General features: G+C 39.3%; 17 protein-coding genes. 2 read left to right on the top strand and 15 right to left on the bottom strand.

Features of this window, described 5'->3' with window-relative positions:
• Positions 1 to 2: 2 nt before the first annotated feature.
• The 9 genes from AAEY68_RS08550 to AAEY68_RS08510 form a co-directional block, all read right to left on the bottom strand.
• The gene (locus AAEY68_RS08550) at positions 3 to 1,904 is read right to left on the bottom strand and encodes an MFS transporter (RefSeq protein ID WP_024592696.1); all 1,902 of its coding nucleotides are present in this window, start codon (positions 1,902 to 1,904) and stop codon (positions 3 to 5) included.
• Between the two features lie 296 nt (positions 1,905 to 2,200).
• Entirely contained in the window at positions 2,201 to 2,809 is a 609-nt protein-coding gene (gene recR / locus AAEY68_RS08545) for a recombination mediator RecR (RefSeq protein ID WP_008165968.1), read from the bottom strand.
• Positions 2,810 to 2,816: 7 nt separating this feature from the next.
• Positions 2,817 to 3,143, bottom strand: coding sequence for a YbaB/EbfC family nucleoid-associated protein (locus AAEY68_RS08540; protein ID WP_002962306.1), 327 nt, complete (start codon positions 3,141 to 3,143; stop codon positions 2,817 to 2,819).
• A gap of 60 nt (positions 3,144 to 3,203) precedes the next feature.
• The gene (dnaX, locus tag AAEY68_RS08535; protein WP_197103264.1) at positions 3,204 to 5,729 is read right to left on the bottom strand and encodes a DNA polymerase III subunit gamma/tau; all 2,526 of its coding nucleotides are present in this window, start codon (positions 5,727 to 5,729) and stop codon (positions 3,204 to 3,206) included.
• A 3-nt stretch (positions 5,730 to 5,732) separates the two neighbouring features.
• Complete coding sequence (gene apt / locus AAEY68_RS08530; RefSeq protein WP_010553391.1) at positions 5,733 to 6,278, bottom strand: adenine phosphoribosyltransferase; 546 nt, start codon at positions 6,276 to 6,278, stop codon at positions 5,733 to 5,735.
• Between the two features lie 170 nt (positions 6,279 to 6,448).
• Complete coding sequence (locus AAEY68_RS08525) at positions 6,449 to 6,571, bottom strand: hypothetical protein (protein ID WP_002962301.1); 123 nt, start codon at positions 6,569 to 6,571, stop codon at positions 6,449 to 6,451.
• Positions 6,572 to 6,643: 72 nt separating this feature from the next.
• Positions 6,644 to 7,396 (bottom strand): HvfC family RiPP maturation protein, encoded by a 753-nt coding sequence (locus AAEY68_RS08520; protein ID WP_350585823.1) that lies wholly within the window; start codon positions 7,394 to 7,396, stop codon positions 6,644 to 6,646.
• Positions 7,397 to 7,432: 36 nt separating this feature from the next.
• Entirely contained in the window at positions 7,433 to 8,290 is an 858-nt protein-coding gene (locus AAEY68_RS08515) for an HvfB family MNIO-type RiPP peptide maturase (RefSeq protein WP_024590818.1), read from the bottom strand.
• A 67-nt stretch (positions 8,291 to 8,357) separates the two neighbouring features.
• The gene (locus AAEY68_RS08510; protein ID WP_350585822.1) at positions 8,358 to 8,897 is read right to left on the bottom strand and encodes an HvfA family oxazolone/thioamide-modified RiPP metallophore; all 540 of its coding nucleotides are present in this window, start codon (positions 8,895 to 8,897) and stop codon (positions 8,358 to 8,360) included.
• A 225-nt stretch (positions 8,898 to 9,122) separates the two neighbouring features.
• On the opposite strand from AAEY68_RS08510, the gene AAEY68_RS08505 reads away from it, so the two are divergent.
• Both AAEY68_RS08505 and AAEY68_RS08500 read left to right on the top strand, forming a co-directional pair.
• Entirely contained in the window at positions 9,123 to 10,103 is a 981-nt protein-coding gene (locus AAEY68_RS08505) for a tRNA-dihydrouridine synthase (protein WP_007583877.1), read from the top strand.
• Positions 10,104 to 10,164: 61 nt separating this feature from the next.
• Positions 10,165 to 10,491, top strand: coding sequence for a TraR/DksA C4-type zinc finger protein (locus AAEY68_RS08500; protein WP_024590816.1), 327 nt, complete (start codon positions 10,165 to 10,167; stop codon positions 10,489 to 10,491).
• Positions 10,492 to 10,507: 16 nt separating this feature from the next.
• Here AAEY68_RS08500 and AAEY68_RS08495 read toward each other — a convergent pair whose 3' ends face one another.
• The 6 genes from AAEY68_RS08495 to AAEY68_RS08470 all read right to left on the bottom strand — a co-directional run bounded on the left by AAEY68_RS08495 (position 10,508) and on the right by AAEY68_RS08470 (position 15,808).
• Complete coding sequence (locus AAEY68_RS08495) at positions 10,508 to 11,551, bottom strand: hypothetical protein (protein ID WP_350585821.1); 1,044 nt, start codon at positions 11,549 to 11,551, stop codon at positions 10,508 to 10,510.
• Positions 11,552 to 11,612: 61 nt separating this feature from the next.
• The gene (locus tag AAEY68_RS08490; RefSeq protein WP_350585820.1) at positions 11,613 to 12,872 is read right to left on the bottom strand and encodes a tetratricopeptide repeat protein; all 1,260 of its coding nucleotides are present in this window, start codon (positions 12,870 to 12,872) and stop codon (positions 11,613 to 11,615) included.
• An 11-nt stretch (positions 12,873 to 12,883) separates the two neighbouring features.
• On the bottom strand, positions 12,884 to 13,501 hold the full coding sequence (locus tag AAEY68_RS08485) for an energy transducer TonB (protein WP_007583869.1): 618 nt from the start codon (positions 13,499 to 13,501) through the stop codon (positions 12,884 to 12,886).
• Complete coding sequence (locus AAEY68_RS08480) at positions 13,501 to 13,905, bottom strand: ExbD/TolR family protein (protein ID WP_007583867.1); 405 nt, start codon at positions 13,903 to 13,905, stop codon at positions 13,501 to 13,503. The genes AAEY68_RS08485 and AAEY68_RS08480 overlap by 1 nt, the downstream gene beginning before the upstream one ends.
• A 14-nt stretch (positions 13,906 to 13,919) precedes the next feature.
• Complete coding sequence (locus AAEY68_RS08475; RefSeq protein ID WP_002961709.1) at positions 13,920 to 14,444, bottom strand: MotA/TolQ/ExbB proton channel family protein; 525 nt, start codon at positions 14,442 to 14,444, stop codon at positions 13,920 to 13,922.
• Positions 14,444 to 15,808 (bottom strand): MotA/TolQ/ExbB proton channel family protein, encoded by a 1,365-nt coding sequence (locus AAEY68_RS08470; RefSeq protein ID WP_007583865.1) that lies wholly within the window; start codon positions 15,806 to 15,808, stop codon positions 14,444 to 14,446. The genes AAEY68_RS08475 and AAEY68_RS08470 overlap by 1 nt, the downstream gene beginning before the upstream one ends.
• Positions 15,809 to 15,811: the final 3 nt, after the last annotated feature.

Genomic DNA, 15,811 nt, shown 5'->3' with positions numbered 1-15,811 from the left:
AATTAGTCAATATCTTTTGAATGAAGCGCTTTTAAAGCCAATACTTGCTCACGTAAATCGTCTGCTACTACTTTGTCAGCGGCAATCGGGGTACCTACTGCAACCGACACCAAAGACCATTTTAATCGTGGTAGTTGCCACTTAGCTTTTCGGCTAAACATACTTCCCCACAGGCCCCCTAAATGCACAGGGATAACGGGCACAGGTGAGCGCTCAATAATGCGCTCGATTCCACGGCGAAAAATATCGATAGAGCCGTCACTGGTTAGTTTTCCTTCAGGGAAAATACCAACAAGTTCGCCTTTATTAAGCGCAGCAGCCACTTCGTCAAACGCTTTTTTAAACGCTTCTGGATTGGTTTTTTCACTGTTAATGGGAATAGCTTTGGCCATTTTAAATAACCAATGTAGGGCTGGCGAATAATAAATAGGGGCAAATACCATAAATCGGATAGGCCTTGGTGATGCTGCTAAAATAAACATCCAATCGACAAAGCTCACGTGATTACACACTATAACGGCAGCGCCTTCATCCGGAATATTACTTTCACCTTTTGTACGCACTCTGTACATACAAATAGCTAAAATATATATAATAAATCGTAAAAAGAACTCTGGTACTTTGGTATAAATATAAACAGATATAAGCAAGTTTAGCCCAGCAAGTAACAGTAGCAACTCTGAAATACTCCACTGAAAAACAGACAGCGTTACAATACTTAAAACAGCACTGCCCACCATAAACAGTGCATTTAATACATTGTTAGCCGCTATAACTCGTGAGCGACTCGACTCTTCAGTACGCTGTTGAATAAGCGCATACAGAGGTACAGTATAAAAACCAGAGCCAATACCAATGCCTGCCATCCATACAAAATGCCACAACATGTCGCCTGTTTTTAATAACTGATCAAGCGTCAATAATTCAAGGTTTTGAGGTAAATAAGAGCTAATAGCGCTCTCTTGGCTCAGTAAGTATAAAAACAAGGTAATTAAAATAGCGCCAAAAGGCACAATTCCTAATTCTATTCGAGAGCGAGAAAGCTTTTCACACAATAACGAACCAATAGCAATACTTAGTGAAAACACAACAAGCGCGCTAGTTACAACCAGTTCATCGCCGCCCATTGTGTGTTTTACATAATTTGGTAGGGACGTTAAAATAATTGCGCCAATTAACCAAAACCAACTGATCCCGAGGACTGATTTACCAACCGATTCTGTTTGCGAATTAAGTGCTGAAAATACGTTTTTCGTGGATGAAAATATATTATAGGTAAATTTTAAGTTAGGCTCGTTTGCCTCACTAATGGGTATAAAGCGACTGCTCACATAACCCATAACAGCCAGTACTAATACGGCAATACTTATAAGCGTAGGCCCTACTGATTGAGTAATATAATAGGTGCCAAAAATTGTACCAATTAATATTGCTACAAACGTGCCTGATTCAACCAAGCCATTCGCTTTTGTTAATTCGTTAGGGGCTACGTGCTGCGGTAAAATAGAGTACTTTAATGGACCAAAAAACGTACTTTGTACGCCCATTAAAAATACGGTGGCTAACATCAGCCAAACATACTGCGTTAAAATAGAGACAGCCCCTACAACCATAATAGGGATTTCACATAGCTTTACGATTCTGATTAGTTTGGATTTTTCTGTTTTTTCAGCTAGCTGCCCCGCCATCCCTGAAAATAAAAAGAAAGGTAGGATAAATAACCCAGCAGCAATATTTGAATAAAGTGCGCCATCAGCAAGCGTTGCAGCCTGGAATATCAATAAAATAAGCACTGATTGCTTATACACGTTATCGTTTATCGCTGAGAAAAACTGCGTAATAAAAAGCGGTAAAAAACGCTTACTACCCAGTAATGTACCTTGGTAGGGTTGATTATCTTTCATTGTATTCCTTACTAATTAGAGACATAGCCCAAAAATATATTATACCAATTTGTTTAATTAAATGATCTATTTTGAGGGCGGAAAAACGTGTTGATAGCTAGGCAAAAAATTCGCTATTTAGTTGTTCTAAATGAGAATTTTTTAACGCAGGTAGCGACACGTTTAGCCCCGCAAAATGATTAAGTATTATTGCGGATTGGTATTTGATTGTTTCTAAGCTTACCTTAAAAACAAAAAAGCCTACATGATTTAATCATGCAGGCCTTTATAATATCTTTTCAAATAGTAACTTAGAGTTAGTCTTGTGTAACTAAACGCCTGCCGCTAAAAGCATGCATAAGCGTTCTACCATCTACTAAATCAAGCTCGCCCCCCACAGGAATACCGTGAGCAATACGCGAAGCACCTACTTTATATTTATGACAAAGCTGAGCAATATAATGAGCTGTAGTATCGCCTTCAACGGTAGGGTTAGTCGCTAAAATAACCTCATTAATACCGCCTTGAGCAAGTTTTTGCTCTAAAACGTCTAAGCCAATTTCTTTAGGGCCGATACCGTCAATTGGCGATAAATGACCCATTAAAACAAAGTATAGCCCTAAGTACTGACCCGTTTGCTCAATGGCAAGCACGTCAGTAGGCGATTCAACAACACATAATATGCCGCTGTCTTGGCGTTTTGTACTTAAACAAATATCGCACTGAGCTTGTTCGCAAAAAGTACGACAAGACTGACAATGCCCTATGGCTGTCATTGCTTTAGTCAATGCATTGCCCAGCTGAGTGCCTCCCTTTCGGTCGCGCTCAAGCAAGTGAAAAGCAATACGTTGCGCTGACTTTGGACCAATGCCCGGTTGACAGCGCAGTGCTTCTATAAGCTGATTTAAACTATCTGAAAGTTGCATTATTTACTTAAAACGGCATTTTCATACCTGGTGGTAATTGCATACCGCCAGTTACTTTACCCATGCGCTCTTGTGTTTCTTCTGCAACACGGCGTACAGCATCGTTACATGCTGCTGCAAGTAAGTCTTCAATCATGTCTTTGTCGTCTTCCATAAGGCTTTCATCAAGCTGAACACGACGTACATTGTGGTTACCAAGCATGGTTACTTTAACTAAACCGGCACCGGCTTCGCCAACAACTTCTAATGTTGCGATTTCGTCTTGGGCTTTTTGCATGCGATCTTGCATTTGCTGCGCTTGCTTCATCATGTTGCCCATTCCACCTTTAAACATAACTTTCTCTCTTTCTTTTAATACATTAATTAACATGAACATAAGGGCGATTGTAAGTAATTACAATGCCTGAATACTGTTTTCGTCAATTTCGGCGCTAAATACTTGCTGAAATTGTACTATGTTTTCATCAGATGTGATCACATCGATTGCTTGTTGATGACGACCTGCATCAATTTTTTGCTGAATAAGATAAGGAGAGTCAATAACTCCCTTAGCAAAATTAATACTTAACGACACGTTATGCTCATAAATACTCGACAATGCGGCATCTAATCTTTGGCGAAGCATCGGTGTATCTAAATGCTTTTGTGATTCATCAACGTCTATATGTAAACTGTTGCCTTGCTTGGTAAATATTGAATGCAATGCAAATTGGCGCATACGACCACCCAGTCCCATACGTTTAATTAAATAAGCCCATTCATCTTGTTGATGTGCAAATCTAATTTCACTAATTGGGCTTTGAAAATCATCAGGGGCAGGAATACTTACTTCCTCTGGCACTATTTCAGGCGCTTTTTGAGGGTTTATTTGCTCAAGTAATTCTGGCGCAAGATTTTCAGTAATTGTTTGGTGCTTTGCTTTAAAATCAATCTTACTAGTTGGCTTTATGTTGGAGTGATTATGTGCCTGAGTTTGGCCCCCTGTTACTGGGAGCTCATGCTTTTTTTCACTCTCACCTTCGCTATCAGTTTCCCAAGGAGGGATATCGCCAGACGCATTACCTGAAGGGCTATTAAGCTCACTTGCACTTGTATCTGCACTACCTTGATGAACACTTTGGGCTTTAGGCATTCTTGGATGCTGTTCTGGCTTTTTAGCAGGCGCTTGGCTTGGCTGCACTGCTACATTATTTGCAGATGTACTTGTACTCTTGCCTGATAACCTACCCGCACCCGATATGTTTCTGTCACGTAAAATACGAGCAATGGCAGATTGCGCCTGCGCTTCTTGTTCAGCTATTGGCGTACTTGCATTGTGATTTGCTAAGGGCTCTGGTGAAGACTCTGAGTTTGCAGTAGGTGCAGGTTTAAAACCCTGATCTACAGCGCTACTCATTATATCGTCAAACTGCGAAGCTAACGTTTGCTCAGCATCACTATGTTGCATGTAAGCTTCATCTTCACTTTGGCGCTGGGCTTGAGCATCCGAAACAACATTGGTTTGTGGTTGTTCATTAGCTGAAGCCTGTTGTTCAAAAGCGTTTTCACTTTGTTGAACCGGTTGCTCTACTGCAACTTGGGCAGGCTCATTATTACTTTGTACGACATCATTATTCGATGTCTGAGCAGCAACATTTGGTAAAGGCTCTATCTCAAGGGATTTAGGCTGCTCTGTATTGCTAACTGGCTTAGTATTATTTACAGGGGCACTACTTTGGCTAGCTACAGTGTTTTGCGATGTTTTATTTTTATTTAATATATCTCGCAGTGCATTTGCGCGGCTTTGTTTATTTGGAGCCGGCTCTTCGTTTACTGTGTGTACAGTTTGTTGAGCGTCTGTAGGCTTAAATGCTAATAATCTTAGCATTATCATTTCAAAACCTAAACGAGGCTCTGGTGCCCATTGTAAATCTTTTTTACCATTTAACAGTAACTGATAATAAATTTGAATTTGTTGTGGGCTCGTATGTTGTGCAACATGAGCAATATAATCTACATTTTTTTCATCTAGCCCTGCCGCTTCTGGCACTAACTGGGTTAGTTGGGTCAAATGCGTAAGTGCAATTAAATCATCAAGCAATGCAACATAATTAGGATTACGACTTGCCACCTGTGCAATCTCATCCATTAGCGCAGCGCCATCTTGTGCAAGTAATGCTGCAAGCAAGCTTTGGCTATAATGAGTATCCATTAAACCAAGCATTGTTTGTACTGCTTGATTATTAATATCACCATTTGTTTGTGCAATAGCTTGGTCAGTTAAGCTAAGCGCATCACGCATACTGCCATCAGCGGCTTTTGAAATAATGCTAAGTGCATCAGTGTCAAAGCTAAGCTGCTCTTGAGTAAGTACGTGTTCAAGCTGTGTTTTAATTTCACTTTGCGACAAGGCATTTAAGTTGAATTGTAAACAGCGAGATAAAATAGTAACTGGTAGTTTTTGAGGATCAGTCGTCGCCAATAAAAATTTCACATGCTCTGGTGGCTCTTCAAGCGTTTTCAAAAGCGCATTAAAGCTGTGCTTAGAAAGCATGTGAACTTCATCGATTAGGTATACTTTATAACGTCCACGTGTTGGTGCATATTGAACGTTATCGAGTATTTCGCGGGTGTCTTCTACTTTTGTACGAGAAGCCGCATCTATTTCGAGTAAGTCAATGTAGCGCCCTGCTTCTATATCTAAACAGCTGCTACATTGGCCACACGGATTTGCAGATATACCTTCGTCGCAATTTAAGCTTTTAGCAAAAATACGCGCAATAGTGGTTTTACCTACACCGCGGGTTCCAGTGAATAAATAAGCGTGATGCAGTCTATTTTGTGTAAGCGCATTTACAAGCGCTTGCTTAACATGAGACTGCCCAACCAATTCATGAAAGGTTTGAGGACGCCATTTTCTCGCTAGAACCTGATAACTCATCGATTACTCGCCTTCGAATTCAACCAATTTTAGGATTTTAATACCCATTTTTTTGATGCGCTGCTCGCCACCAAGTTCTGGTAGTGATACAACAAATGCAGCATCTGTGGCTTTGCCACCTAGTTTATGAACTAATTTAGCGGTGGCTTCAATTGTGCCGCCAGTTGCTAATAAGTCATCAACTAATAATACTTTATCGCCAGGTACAATTGCATCAACATGCAGCTCTAGCGTGTCTTCACCGTACTCAAGTAAGTAATCTTGACGAATAACTTCGCGTGGTAACTTACCTGGTTTACGAACTGGAATAAACGGAATGCCTAATGCGTAAGACAGTGGCGCACCAAAAATAAAGCCACGTGATTCTGTGCCGATTATTTTAGTAAAACCCTGATCTTTATATTCTGCGATAAACGCGTCAATAGTTGCTTTAAAGGCTTCTGGATTTGCCATTAAAGTGGTTACATCGCGAAACATGATGCCCGGCTTTGGATAATCAGCAATTGTAGTTATGCTGTTTTTGATAATTGCTGGTGTTACTTGAGTCATAATTTTAACTGCTCAATTGTTTATATTACAAAGCAGGTGATTATAACCTTAACTAACCTTTAATTGCGAGTTTGGCGTTACTATAAAAGAAGTATTAACTATGGGGGGGTAATTAAAATAAAGTGGTTCAAGGCTGAAGTAAGCAACAGCCTTAATAAACGCTATGCATTTTAAGTTAAGCTAGTGATCCAGCCTAATATTGCATTTAAACAACCAATCCCTGCAAATACAGCTAAGAAAGCAAGAAAATAAGTAGCGTTGAACGGATCTTTAAAGTCTTTATCATCTGACATTGGTACAACCTTTTATTAAGCACGACAAATAAGGCTGCCATAATAGACGATGTAAAATCATCAATAAAGACCTTAATCTTGATTTTTTGTCACAATTACACCGCGTTCAACCATTGCATTAAGGGTAACTAATGCGCCTTGAGCAATTTGATCTGCATTAAACTGTGGTGCATGAGCGAATACCTGTTGGCAAACGTCGTCAAATGTCGCTCCATCACTTGCCTCAATAATTGATAGTAACAAAGCAGTCATCGCATTCGTAGCCAGAAATTGAACGTCATCATCTTCATCTCTATATACAACAAAATAATTAGGCTGAGGTGATGGCTCTTTTAGTTTAAAGCGATTGCTAATATTTTGAACCGGAAATTGATAACTTAAATTTCTTGCCGTTTTCGATAAATACAAAGCAGAACTAGTAAGCGCTGTTGTTTGTAATTTTTGCTCTTGCTCATCTTCGTGTGCAATTGATACATCTAGCTCTACCCACTCATAATGTGCAAGTTCTAGCATAAACACGGGATCGTATCTTTTCATTTTATAATCACTTGATAAGTAATTAATAAACTCCCCTGCTATATCTAAAAAGTACGGCGAATGACAATCATATTCGCTAAAAAACTGGCGTACAAGAACCAGCCATTGCTTGTCTGTATATAAGGTTTTTAATACCGGAAAGCCTGATGATATAAAACCTTCAATGTTATTAAAAAATAGGTCGCGATAAATGGACATACGTCTGTCTTCGATACCGCTGGGCTTTTTATTTTTTTTAGGCTCGCGAATATGCGCCATAAATTCGTTTTGTATTTCAATAAAGCTCATAACCAGGCACTCTTTTAATATTTATAAAGGCTTATATTAAGCTCGTTGTTTTGAAACCATTGAAGTAATGTGTTTAGCTTGTAGCTCATGAATTATATCTAACTCTTTGGTTAAAATATTCATGGTAGGGATATTAAAATCGCGCTCAAGCAAGGTTGGAAATACGCCATGCACTTCATATGCTTTATCCAGTAGCTCCCACACAGGATCAATGACATCAGCACCATGTGTATCAACTATTAAGTCATCAGCCTCATTATAATGGCCTGCAACGTGCCCATAGGCGATACGATTAGAGGGTAACCCTGTTAAAAATTCTTGTGCGTTATAGCCATGATTAATCGAATTCACATAAATGTTATTCACATCCAGTAAAAGCTTGCAGTCTGCTTGCTCTAAAATGGTATTTGTAAATTCCAGCTCTGATAATTGCTGTCCAGGAGCGCCATAATAGGAAACATTTTCTATCGCAATTTGCTGCTCAAGTATGTCTTGTACTTGTTTAATACGAGGGACAACATGTGCTATTGCATCTTGTGTAAACGGAATAGGCATTAAGTCATACATATGGCCTGTACCGGAACAGTAACTTAAGTGCTCACTGAAAATTTTTATATTGTGCTCTTCAAAAAAAACTTTTAAAGATTTAACAAATTCAACATCCAGTGGTTCGGGTGAACCGATAGACAGTGATAATCCATGACACACAAAATTATTTGCATCTGTTAATGTTCTAAATTGCTTTTTAAAGCGTCCACCTAATTTTAACCAGTTCTCTGGCGCAACTTCCAAAAAATCTACTTGATTAGGTACGTGTTCAAGCAGTTCATCAAGCATTTCTCGTCGTAGGCCAAGGCCCACCATCCCGAAATCTGTACTCTGGATTTGTGTCATAACTACCTCTAACTTATCAAAAAAGGGCCTTAAGGCCCTTTTAGCATAACTTATTTAGAATAAGATATTAACGACCGCCACATTTACCTTCGCCGCACTTACCTTCTTTTTTAGTTTTTTTAGCATCGCCGCCGCATTTACCTTCACCACATTTGCCTTCTGTTTTAGCTTTTGCATCTTTTGCATCGCCGCCACATTTACCTTCACCACACTTGCCTTCTGTTTTAGTTTTAGCTTTTGCATCTTTTGCGTCGCCGCCACATTTACCTTCGCCACACTTGCCTTCTGTTTTAGCTTTTGCATCTTTTGCATCGCCGCCACATTTACCTTCGCCGCACTTACCTTCTGTTTTAGCTTTTGCATCTTTTGCATCGCCGCCACATTTACCTTCGCCGCACTTACCTTCTGTTTTAGCTTTTGCATCTTTAGCATCGCCGCCACATTTACCTTCACCACACTTACCTTCTTTAGCGTCTAGTTGGTAACCTGTCACTAATTGTTGAAACTCAAATGGGTTGGCTTGTACATCTGCAGATACAAAGCTTGCAGAGCCAACAACTACTGCACCTAAAGTTAACGCGATTGTATTTTTTTTAACTGTATTCATTTTGTGACTCTCTTTAATCAAGTATTGTAAATCTCAGCAATAAAAATGTATTTTAAATTGCTTGTATGCTTAAGTAGACCTGTACAAGAATAAAAACTTTCATTTATTTTCATAATATTTACTTTTGCGGTTTCTACATTAAATATGGTTGGTAATTACAGATTTATCAATGTGTGATTTACAGGTAAACTATGCATCCAGTTTTTTATCAAAATTAATCACTTTATGAAACTTGTTTTAGCACCTATGGAAGGTGTCGTTGATTTTAAAATGCGCCAATTACTCACAGACATTGGTGGGTTCGATTTGTGCGTTACCGAGTTTGTAAGAGTGGTTGAAACATGCTTACCTGATAAAGTTTTTCATCGATTTTGCCCTGAACTACATAATAATGGATTTACGCGAGCAGGTACTCCTGTGCGTGTTCAATTACTCGGCCAAGAAGCAAATCCGTTAGCCGAAAATGCAGTAAGAGCAATTGCTTTAGGATCTCATGGGGTCGACCTTAACTTTGGTTGCCCAGCAAAAACCGTTAATCGTAGTCGAGGGGGTGCTGTACTGCTTAAAGATCCTGACCACATGTATACGATTATTAAAGCAGTCCGAGATGCTGTAGATGATAAACATGAAGTAAGTGCAAAAATTCGCTTAGGCTTTGATGACGACAGTAACAGCCAAGAAATTGTTGATGCTGTGGTAAGCGCAGGCGCAAATAGTGTAGCTATACACGCCAGAACCAAACGTGATGGTTATAACCCGCCAGCTTATTGGGAAAAAATTCCACCAATAATAAAAGATAAAAATATTGCCGTTGTTGCCAATGGTGAAATTTGGCAAGTTGAGGACGCAATGCTTTGCCAAAAACGAAGTGGATGTACTGATTTGATGCTTGGTCGTGGCGCCCTTTCGCACCCTGATTTAGCAAAAAAAATTAAAGCTCATGTAAATAATGAACAATATGATGGCCTTCAATGGGAGCATATTATTTATCACTTAATCCACTCTGCTATTCATCAAGACCCTGCAAAAGATGAAAAGTATTTTGCTTCTCGTACAAAGCAATGGCTAGGTTACCTTAAACGCCAATACCCGCAAGCGATCGATTTATTTGATGAAATCAGGCGTTTAAAAAGTAAAGAAGATGTGGCAAGCGTATTAAATAAATACGCCAAAGCACCGCAACTTGATTCAAATCATAACGGCTAACCTAAAGCCTCTAGATAATATCAGTATAACGTGAAGCCAATTTAATAAGGTTGTACTGATAATGCATCATCAAAAAAGACTAAACGATGAAATAGCACAAATTAAATTAAATATATTAACTATGCTTTCTAAATCAGCCTACCCTACACATCAGCATTTAATACAAATTTTAGATAATACAGCAAACAATGAATGGTTAGACTGTGCAGCAGAGAAGCTAGGTCCTGAGTATGCGTTTTTGATCAGTCGCATGACTAAATTAGAAGCGGCGGTCAGCCAAATAGAAATTGGGCAATATGGCTACTGCTGCGACTGTGAAGAAAAAATACCAGCCAAATCACTTGAACTAGACCCCGCAACTCAACGGTGTACAAAGTGCGCACAATAAGCGCACTTTCAAATCATTATATAATTTGTTGTATAAAGCTAAATGATTGCCCTGGGTAGAGTATTATATCTTCAACTAAATATTGAGCCTCTTCTTGGGTGATTTCTAAGCGTTTCATAAGGTTTACCTTTGCCTGTGGCAAAGTCCACGCATGGTAATGAATGCCAATATCTGATTCCATCATTGCAAGCATCAATGTTTTATCTTTATCAGACATGTTCATATTGCTCGCCATTGCAGGTAAGTCTTGATAATCTGCCTGCCAATCAAGCCCTTCAATTAATTTTTCATTCGATAGATACTGCACTAAAAACGATTTTTTATGAGAAATAGACAATTTACTGTCGAATGCAACACGATCTAATACTTTTATATTTTCATTTAAAATAGTAACCCACTCTAGCGGTGAATGTACTTCGCCACTGAAGTAATTAAGTTTGCTCTGATACCACTGTGACCCATTTGGCAGGCCTCTCAGACCAACACTACCTCTAGGCTTGTAACTAGCTAAATAATCGCTAAAAGCTCTTATATGACTCTTAAGCGCTGGTTGAGCGTCATTACTACCTATCGCACTCAATACATAGTTTTGTAGTAGTGTGAGCTCAATTTTATTCAGCTTTAAATTGCTTTGTTTAGCACTGTCTAGCGTATCTTGGGTTAACTTAAGCCAAGTAATAATATTATCCGGCGTACTTTTTGACCCCTCAAAAGCAAGCATGTTTTTTAATACGTCTACTTGAGCCGGCCAATTAAAATAGCGCTCAGGAAAGCGCTCTGCAATAACCAAGTAGTTTACTTGTGCAATTTGATTGAGATTAAGCTCCATACCCATTAGGTTCTGATAAATAGTATGACGTTTAACTAAATACGCATCAGAAAATACCAATTGCTCTTTAGTAATCCTATCGATTTTTTTAGCGTCTGGTTGTACAAGTGCCATGTTTAAAGTTTTTAAAGCAACTTGTGCGTCTTCAAATGACTCATAAGGTTGAGGCTGCTTTGAACATGCAGCTAAAAATAAGCACAGTAGTAATGAAAAAGAGAGCTTTTTATACATAGTAGTTCCAATAAAAAAAGCCCCAGAGGGGCTTTTTATAAGTTGCTTTAGCTAATTAGAATTAAATTTTAACACCGTTGCGAGCGGCTTTATCTTTAATATATGTAGACCAACCTTTTGCAAACTTACGTGTGCGAGGGTCATCCATAGCTTTAGTAATTGCAGCATATGCTTGCTTATACTTACCTTGATAGTAATACGCTTCAGCTAAATCTGAATAAATAGTACCTTTTTTGTCAGAGCCAAGCTCTAATGCTTTGTTCAAACGAACAACAGCAGCACTGAATTTTTCAGATTGTAAAAGTAATGAACCAGCTTTACGGTAAAGTTCAGCGTCGTCATCAAATTTAGCAGCTTCTTCGTAGTACTTAGCAGCTTTTTCTAGATCTTTAGAGCGATGATAGTTACTAGCAATCGCGCTAATATTCTGCTTTGTACGTTTTACTTTTTCACTCTTAACGGCCTTTTCTAGCGTTACAGCTGCTCTAAAAGGTATCTCGTTTAGAGAGTAAAAGTTAGATAAGACTTTATACTCAACTTCATTTTCAAAGTAACCGTTCTTGTAAGCAACTTCCATCGTTGCTAAACCTTTTTGATAGTCTTCGGTTTGTAGGTAATATTTACCTAAGCTAACCCAAGCTTTTTTATCATCAGGCCATACACGAACAATCTCTTCGCCAATCTTAACCATGTTTGCATAATCTTTAAGTTCAAAGTATGCACCCAGTTTTAATTGGTAAGGACCTTTATTAGGTTCTTTTTGAAGTTTAATTGCCTTATCTGCTGGTTCAAAAACATCACGAAATTGCTCTAACTGATAGTTAGCTTGGGCAATACGCGTGTAAACCGTAGGATCTTCTTCACCGGTAAAATCCATCCAAGTAACATAAGCTTTTTTTGCTTCTTGATACTTTTCTGTGCCAGCGTATAAATCACCTAACAGCTTTAGAGTTTGTTCTTGATCAGCAAAGTTTAAAACATCAGGGGCAACTGCTTGCTTAGAGTACTTAATCGCTTCGTCATACTTTTCTTTTTGAGCGTACATGCTACCTAAGTAACGATTTACGGTCGCTTTATCAAAGTCATTCGAAGCATCAATCTCTCTAAGCAAAACAATTGCTTCATCAACTTTTTCTTCGTTGTACAAGTCAAATGCTTTAATTACCTTTTTACCAGTACGCTCGCCCATGATTTTAGTTTTTGCTTTTTTACGCTCTTCAATCTTTGCGTAATCTGGCGCTGCTAAAACAGATGCACTTAAAGTAGCACCCGACACAGACATAAGAATCGCAAGAGCAGTTACTTTAGAAAAATTTCTCATTACTCGCCTCCTTAGTTGCCTTGGTTAAGTTTAAAGTCTAATTGAACTTGTAAACCTGGTTGTTTCTGTGGTTTTCCGTCAATGATCTTAGGACGGTACTTCCACTTACGCAGTGCGCGTTTAGCTTCACGGTCAAAGATACGTTTTGGATCTGCGTCAATTACTTCAACGTCAGTTACTCCACCTAACTCATCAATTGTGAATGAAAGTTGTACCCAACCTTCTTTGCCATCACGTGCTGCTTGCGTTGGATATTTTGGTTCTATACGAACGATAGGTGTCGCATCACCATCTCGTCCAAATGCACCAGGACCACTTAGTCCACCAGCTGAACTACCAACATCAATGCTACCCATGTTAAATGACATAGCACCAGGGTTTGGATTATTATTTTCCGGCTGTGGCGGCTGCGGTTTAGGCGGCTGCTTTGGCGGTGGTGGAGGAGGAGGCGGTACACGCTTCCTCTCCTGCACCTTAGATTCAGGCGGATTCGTCATTATTTCGACTATGATCTGCTCTTTTTGTTCCGTATTACGGTCAGCCCCACCAGAGATGAGGAAGGCCATGAAGTAGAACAAGCCGAAAGTAACTGCCCCACCTGCAATCAGTGAAAACAGAAAACGAATCATTACTGATCTCCAGCTATTGAAATTCTAAGGTTGTCACCCGTCGCTTTAATCTGGTCCATAACTTTAACCACTGTGCCGTGTTTAGCTTCTTTATCAGCTTGTATAATCACAACTTCAGTAGGTTGTTCTGCTAATAAACTTTCGATTTTTGCTGAAATACGTTCAACATCAATTTGTTGTTTATCAACCCAGATTTCGCCGTTACTACGAATAGCAATAAAAATGTTAGCATTTTTTTGCTTAGTAGCTTGGGCAGCTTTTGGTTTATTGACCTCGATACCAGCCTCTTTAACGAACGATGTAGTTACGATAAAGAAAATAAGCATGATAAATACGATGTCAAGCATTGGCGTCATATCAACCGCTGCTTCTTCTTCTTCACGAAAACGTTGTTTACGTGCCATATTTAATTCTCTCTCTAGTGATGAGGCATACTATCAATAAGTTTGGCTTTCACCATTTTAGCTTTTGTCTCAAGACGTGAGCTAAAAAATACTCCAGATAGTGCCGCAACCATTCCAGCCATTGTTGGGATTGTTGCCATTGAAATACCTGATGCCATTAAGCGTGCATTACCCGTACCCTGATTGGCCATGGTTTCAAAAACCGAGATCATACCAGTAACAGTACCAAGTAAGCCTATTAAAGGACAAACAGCTACTAATGTCTTAATCAACAACATACGCTGATCTAATTTTTCAGACGCTTCAGAAATCCATGCTTCACGGATTCTGTGTGCGTACCAAGACGTAGTGTCTTGGCGGGCATCCCACTTTGCTACAATTTCTTTCGCTGTGCGAGGAAACTCTGCAAGTAGAAACCAATAGCGCTCAATCATTAAAACCCACATCAGAAAGAGTGCTATCGCGACCACGTATAAAACCTGGCCGCCTGTGCCAACAAAATCCCTGATAGATTCCCATATCTCCATCAGGACTAGCATTAGGCTTTCTCCTTCTCCGCGTGAGTAGCAACGATACCCGCGCTTTGCTCATCAAGGATGTGTAATACCGACTTACTACGACCAGCTACAAGAGCATGAAGTAGAATTAGTGGTAATGCAGCAATTAGACCTAGCGCTGTAGTTACAAGTGCTAGAGAGATGTTACCTGCCATGATCTTCGGATCACCCGTACCGAACAATGTGATTGTTTGGAACGTTAAGATCATACCGATTACTGTACCTAGTAGACCTAGTAACGGTGCGATTGCAGCAAGAATCTTAATTATGTTGATACCAGCTTCGATGCGTGGCGTTTCACGTAGAATCGCTTCATCAAGTTTAAGCTCAAGGTTTTCAACATCTTGGTTCTTGTTGTCATGGTACACTTTAAGAATACGACCCAGTGGGTTATTTGTATTCGGTGTAGCAACATTTTTAAGCTGGCTCTTAATCTTACTAGTAGTAAGTGTAAGGTCAACAAAGCGAATTAGAGTAATTAGCATACCTAAAGCTAGTAAAGCTGTAATGATATAACCAACTACGCCACCTTGATGGAAGTATTCCATAAGTGTCGCTTTTTGAGTGTTGATACGTAAGATAGCACCACGAGTCGGATCGATATAAACACCAGCGTAGTTATCTGGCGATGTATTTTCAAGATCAGTGATACCGTCTAAAATATAGCTATCAGGCTGTTTACCTAGAGGCTGAATAGACTTAGTTTCTGGTGAATAAATTAAGTAACCATCGTCTGTAACTAAGTTAAAGTTACCGATACGCGTTACTTTCTTCATTGACGGGTTACCGTCAAGACCAGCAACTTCAGTTTCAAAAGTTGAAACTTTAGCTGATTCAGTCATTTCTGTTTGAAGTGAAATCCAAAGTTCTTCAAGTTCACGAACAGTTGGAAGTTCTTTAGCAGCAGCTAATGAACGTAAGATTTCTGCACGGCCAGGTTTCTCAGCACTAACTAGTGATGCTTCGATAGAACCGATAGCGTCTTGAGCTGCACGACGTACAACACCAAACATCTCACCCAAAGTACCTTGAGCACTTTGAAGAGCAGCTTCTTTTTCAGCTAACGTGTTTTCATTTTGTGCATATTGCTTAGTTAAGCTTTCACCACGAGACTTCTCAGAAGCAAGTTGGCTTTTAGCTTTATTAAGTAAAGATTGCTTGTCAGCACGATCTGATAAGAACTCTTGTTCACGTTTCTTATCGATTTTACCTTCAGAGATACGCTCTTGCTTTACTTGCTCAAGTATTTTATCTAGAGCTCCAGTATTTGCATGTGCATTTAACGCGGTACCTGCAGAAACAGTTAGTACTGCGGCAACAGCAAAACCTTTAAATAGTTTCTTCATTAT

It is taken from the genome of Pseudoalteromonas sp. RB2-MNA-CIBAN-0110 (assembly GCF_040309305.1).
Classification (GTDB): domain Bacteria; phylum Pseudomonadota; class Gammaproteobacteria; order Enterobacterales; family Alteromonadaceae; genus Pseudoalteromonas; species Pseudoalteromonas arctica.
The sequence above is the reverse complement of the archived record's forward strand: the minus strand, read 5'-3'. Positions and strand labels throughout refer to the sequence as shown.

Coding starts and splice junctions, on each gene's coding strand:
- AAEY68_RS08550 (WP_024592696.1), bottom strand. CDS start 1,904: ATGAAAGATAATCAACCCTACCAAGGTACATTACTGGGTAGTAAGCGT.
- AAEY68_RS08480 (WP_007583867.1), bottom strand. CDS start 13,905: ATGGCACGTAAACAACGTTTTCGTGAAGAAGAAGAAGCAGCGGTTGAT.
- AAEY68_RS08470 (WP_007583865.1), bottom strand. CDS start 15,808: ATGAAGAAACTATTTAAAGGTTTTGCTGTTGCCGCAGTACTAACTGTT.
- AAEY68_RS08505 (WP_007583877.1), top strand. CDS start 9,123: ATGAAACTTGTTTTAGCACCTATGGAAGGTGTCGTTGATTTTAAAATG.
- AAEY68_RS08540 (WP_002962306.1), bottom strand. CDS start 3,143: ATGTTTAAAGGTGGAATGGGCAACATGATGAAGCAAGCGCAGCAAATG.
- dnaX (WP_197103264.1), bottom strand. CDS start 5,729: ATGAGTTATCAGGTTCTAGCGAGAAAATGGCGTCCTCAAACCTTTCAT.
- AAEY68_RS08515 (WP_024590818.1), bottom strand. CDS start 8,290: ATGACACAAATCCAGAGTACAGATTTCGGGATGGTGGGCCTTGGCCTA.
- AAEY68_RS08495 (WP_350585821.1), bottom strand. CDS start 11,551: ATGTATAAAAAGCTCTCTTTTTCATTACTACTGTGCTTATTTTTAGCT.
- AAEY68_RS08520 (WP_350585823.1), bottom strand. CDS start 7,396: ATGAGCTTTATTGAAATACAAAACGAATTTATGGCGCATATTCGCGAG.
- AAEY68_RS08490 (WP_350585820.1), bottom strand. CDS start 12,872: ATGAGAAATTTTTCTAAAGTAACTGCTCTTGCGATTCTTATGTCTGTG.
- recR (WP_008165968.1), bottom strand. CDS start 2,809: ATGCAACTTTCAGATAGTTTAAATCAGCTTATAGAAGCACTGCGCTGT.
- AAEY68_RS08500 (WP_024590816.1), top strand. CDS start 10,165: ATGCATCATCAAAAAAGACTAAACGATGAAATAGCACAAATTAAATTA.
- AAEY68_RS08475 (WP_002961709.1), bottom strand. CDS start 14,444: ATGCTAGTCCTGATGGAGATATGGGAATCTATCAGGGATTTTGTTGGC.
- AAEY68_RS08485 (WP_007583869.1), bottom strand. CDS start 13,501: ATGATTCGTTTTCTGTTTTCACTGATTGCAGGTGGGGCAGTTACTTTC.
- AAEY68_RS08525 (WP_002962301.1), bottom strand. CDS start 6,571: ATGTCAGATGATAAAGACTTTAAAGATCCGTTCAACGCTACTTATTTT.
- AAEY68_RS08510 (WP_350585822.1), bottom strand. CDS start 8,897: ATGAATACAGTTAAAAAAAATACAATCGCGTTAACTTTAGGTGCAGTA.
- apt (WP_010553391.1), bottom strand. CDS start 6,278: ATGACTCAAGTAACACCAGCAATTATCAAAAACAGCATAACTACAATT.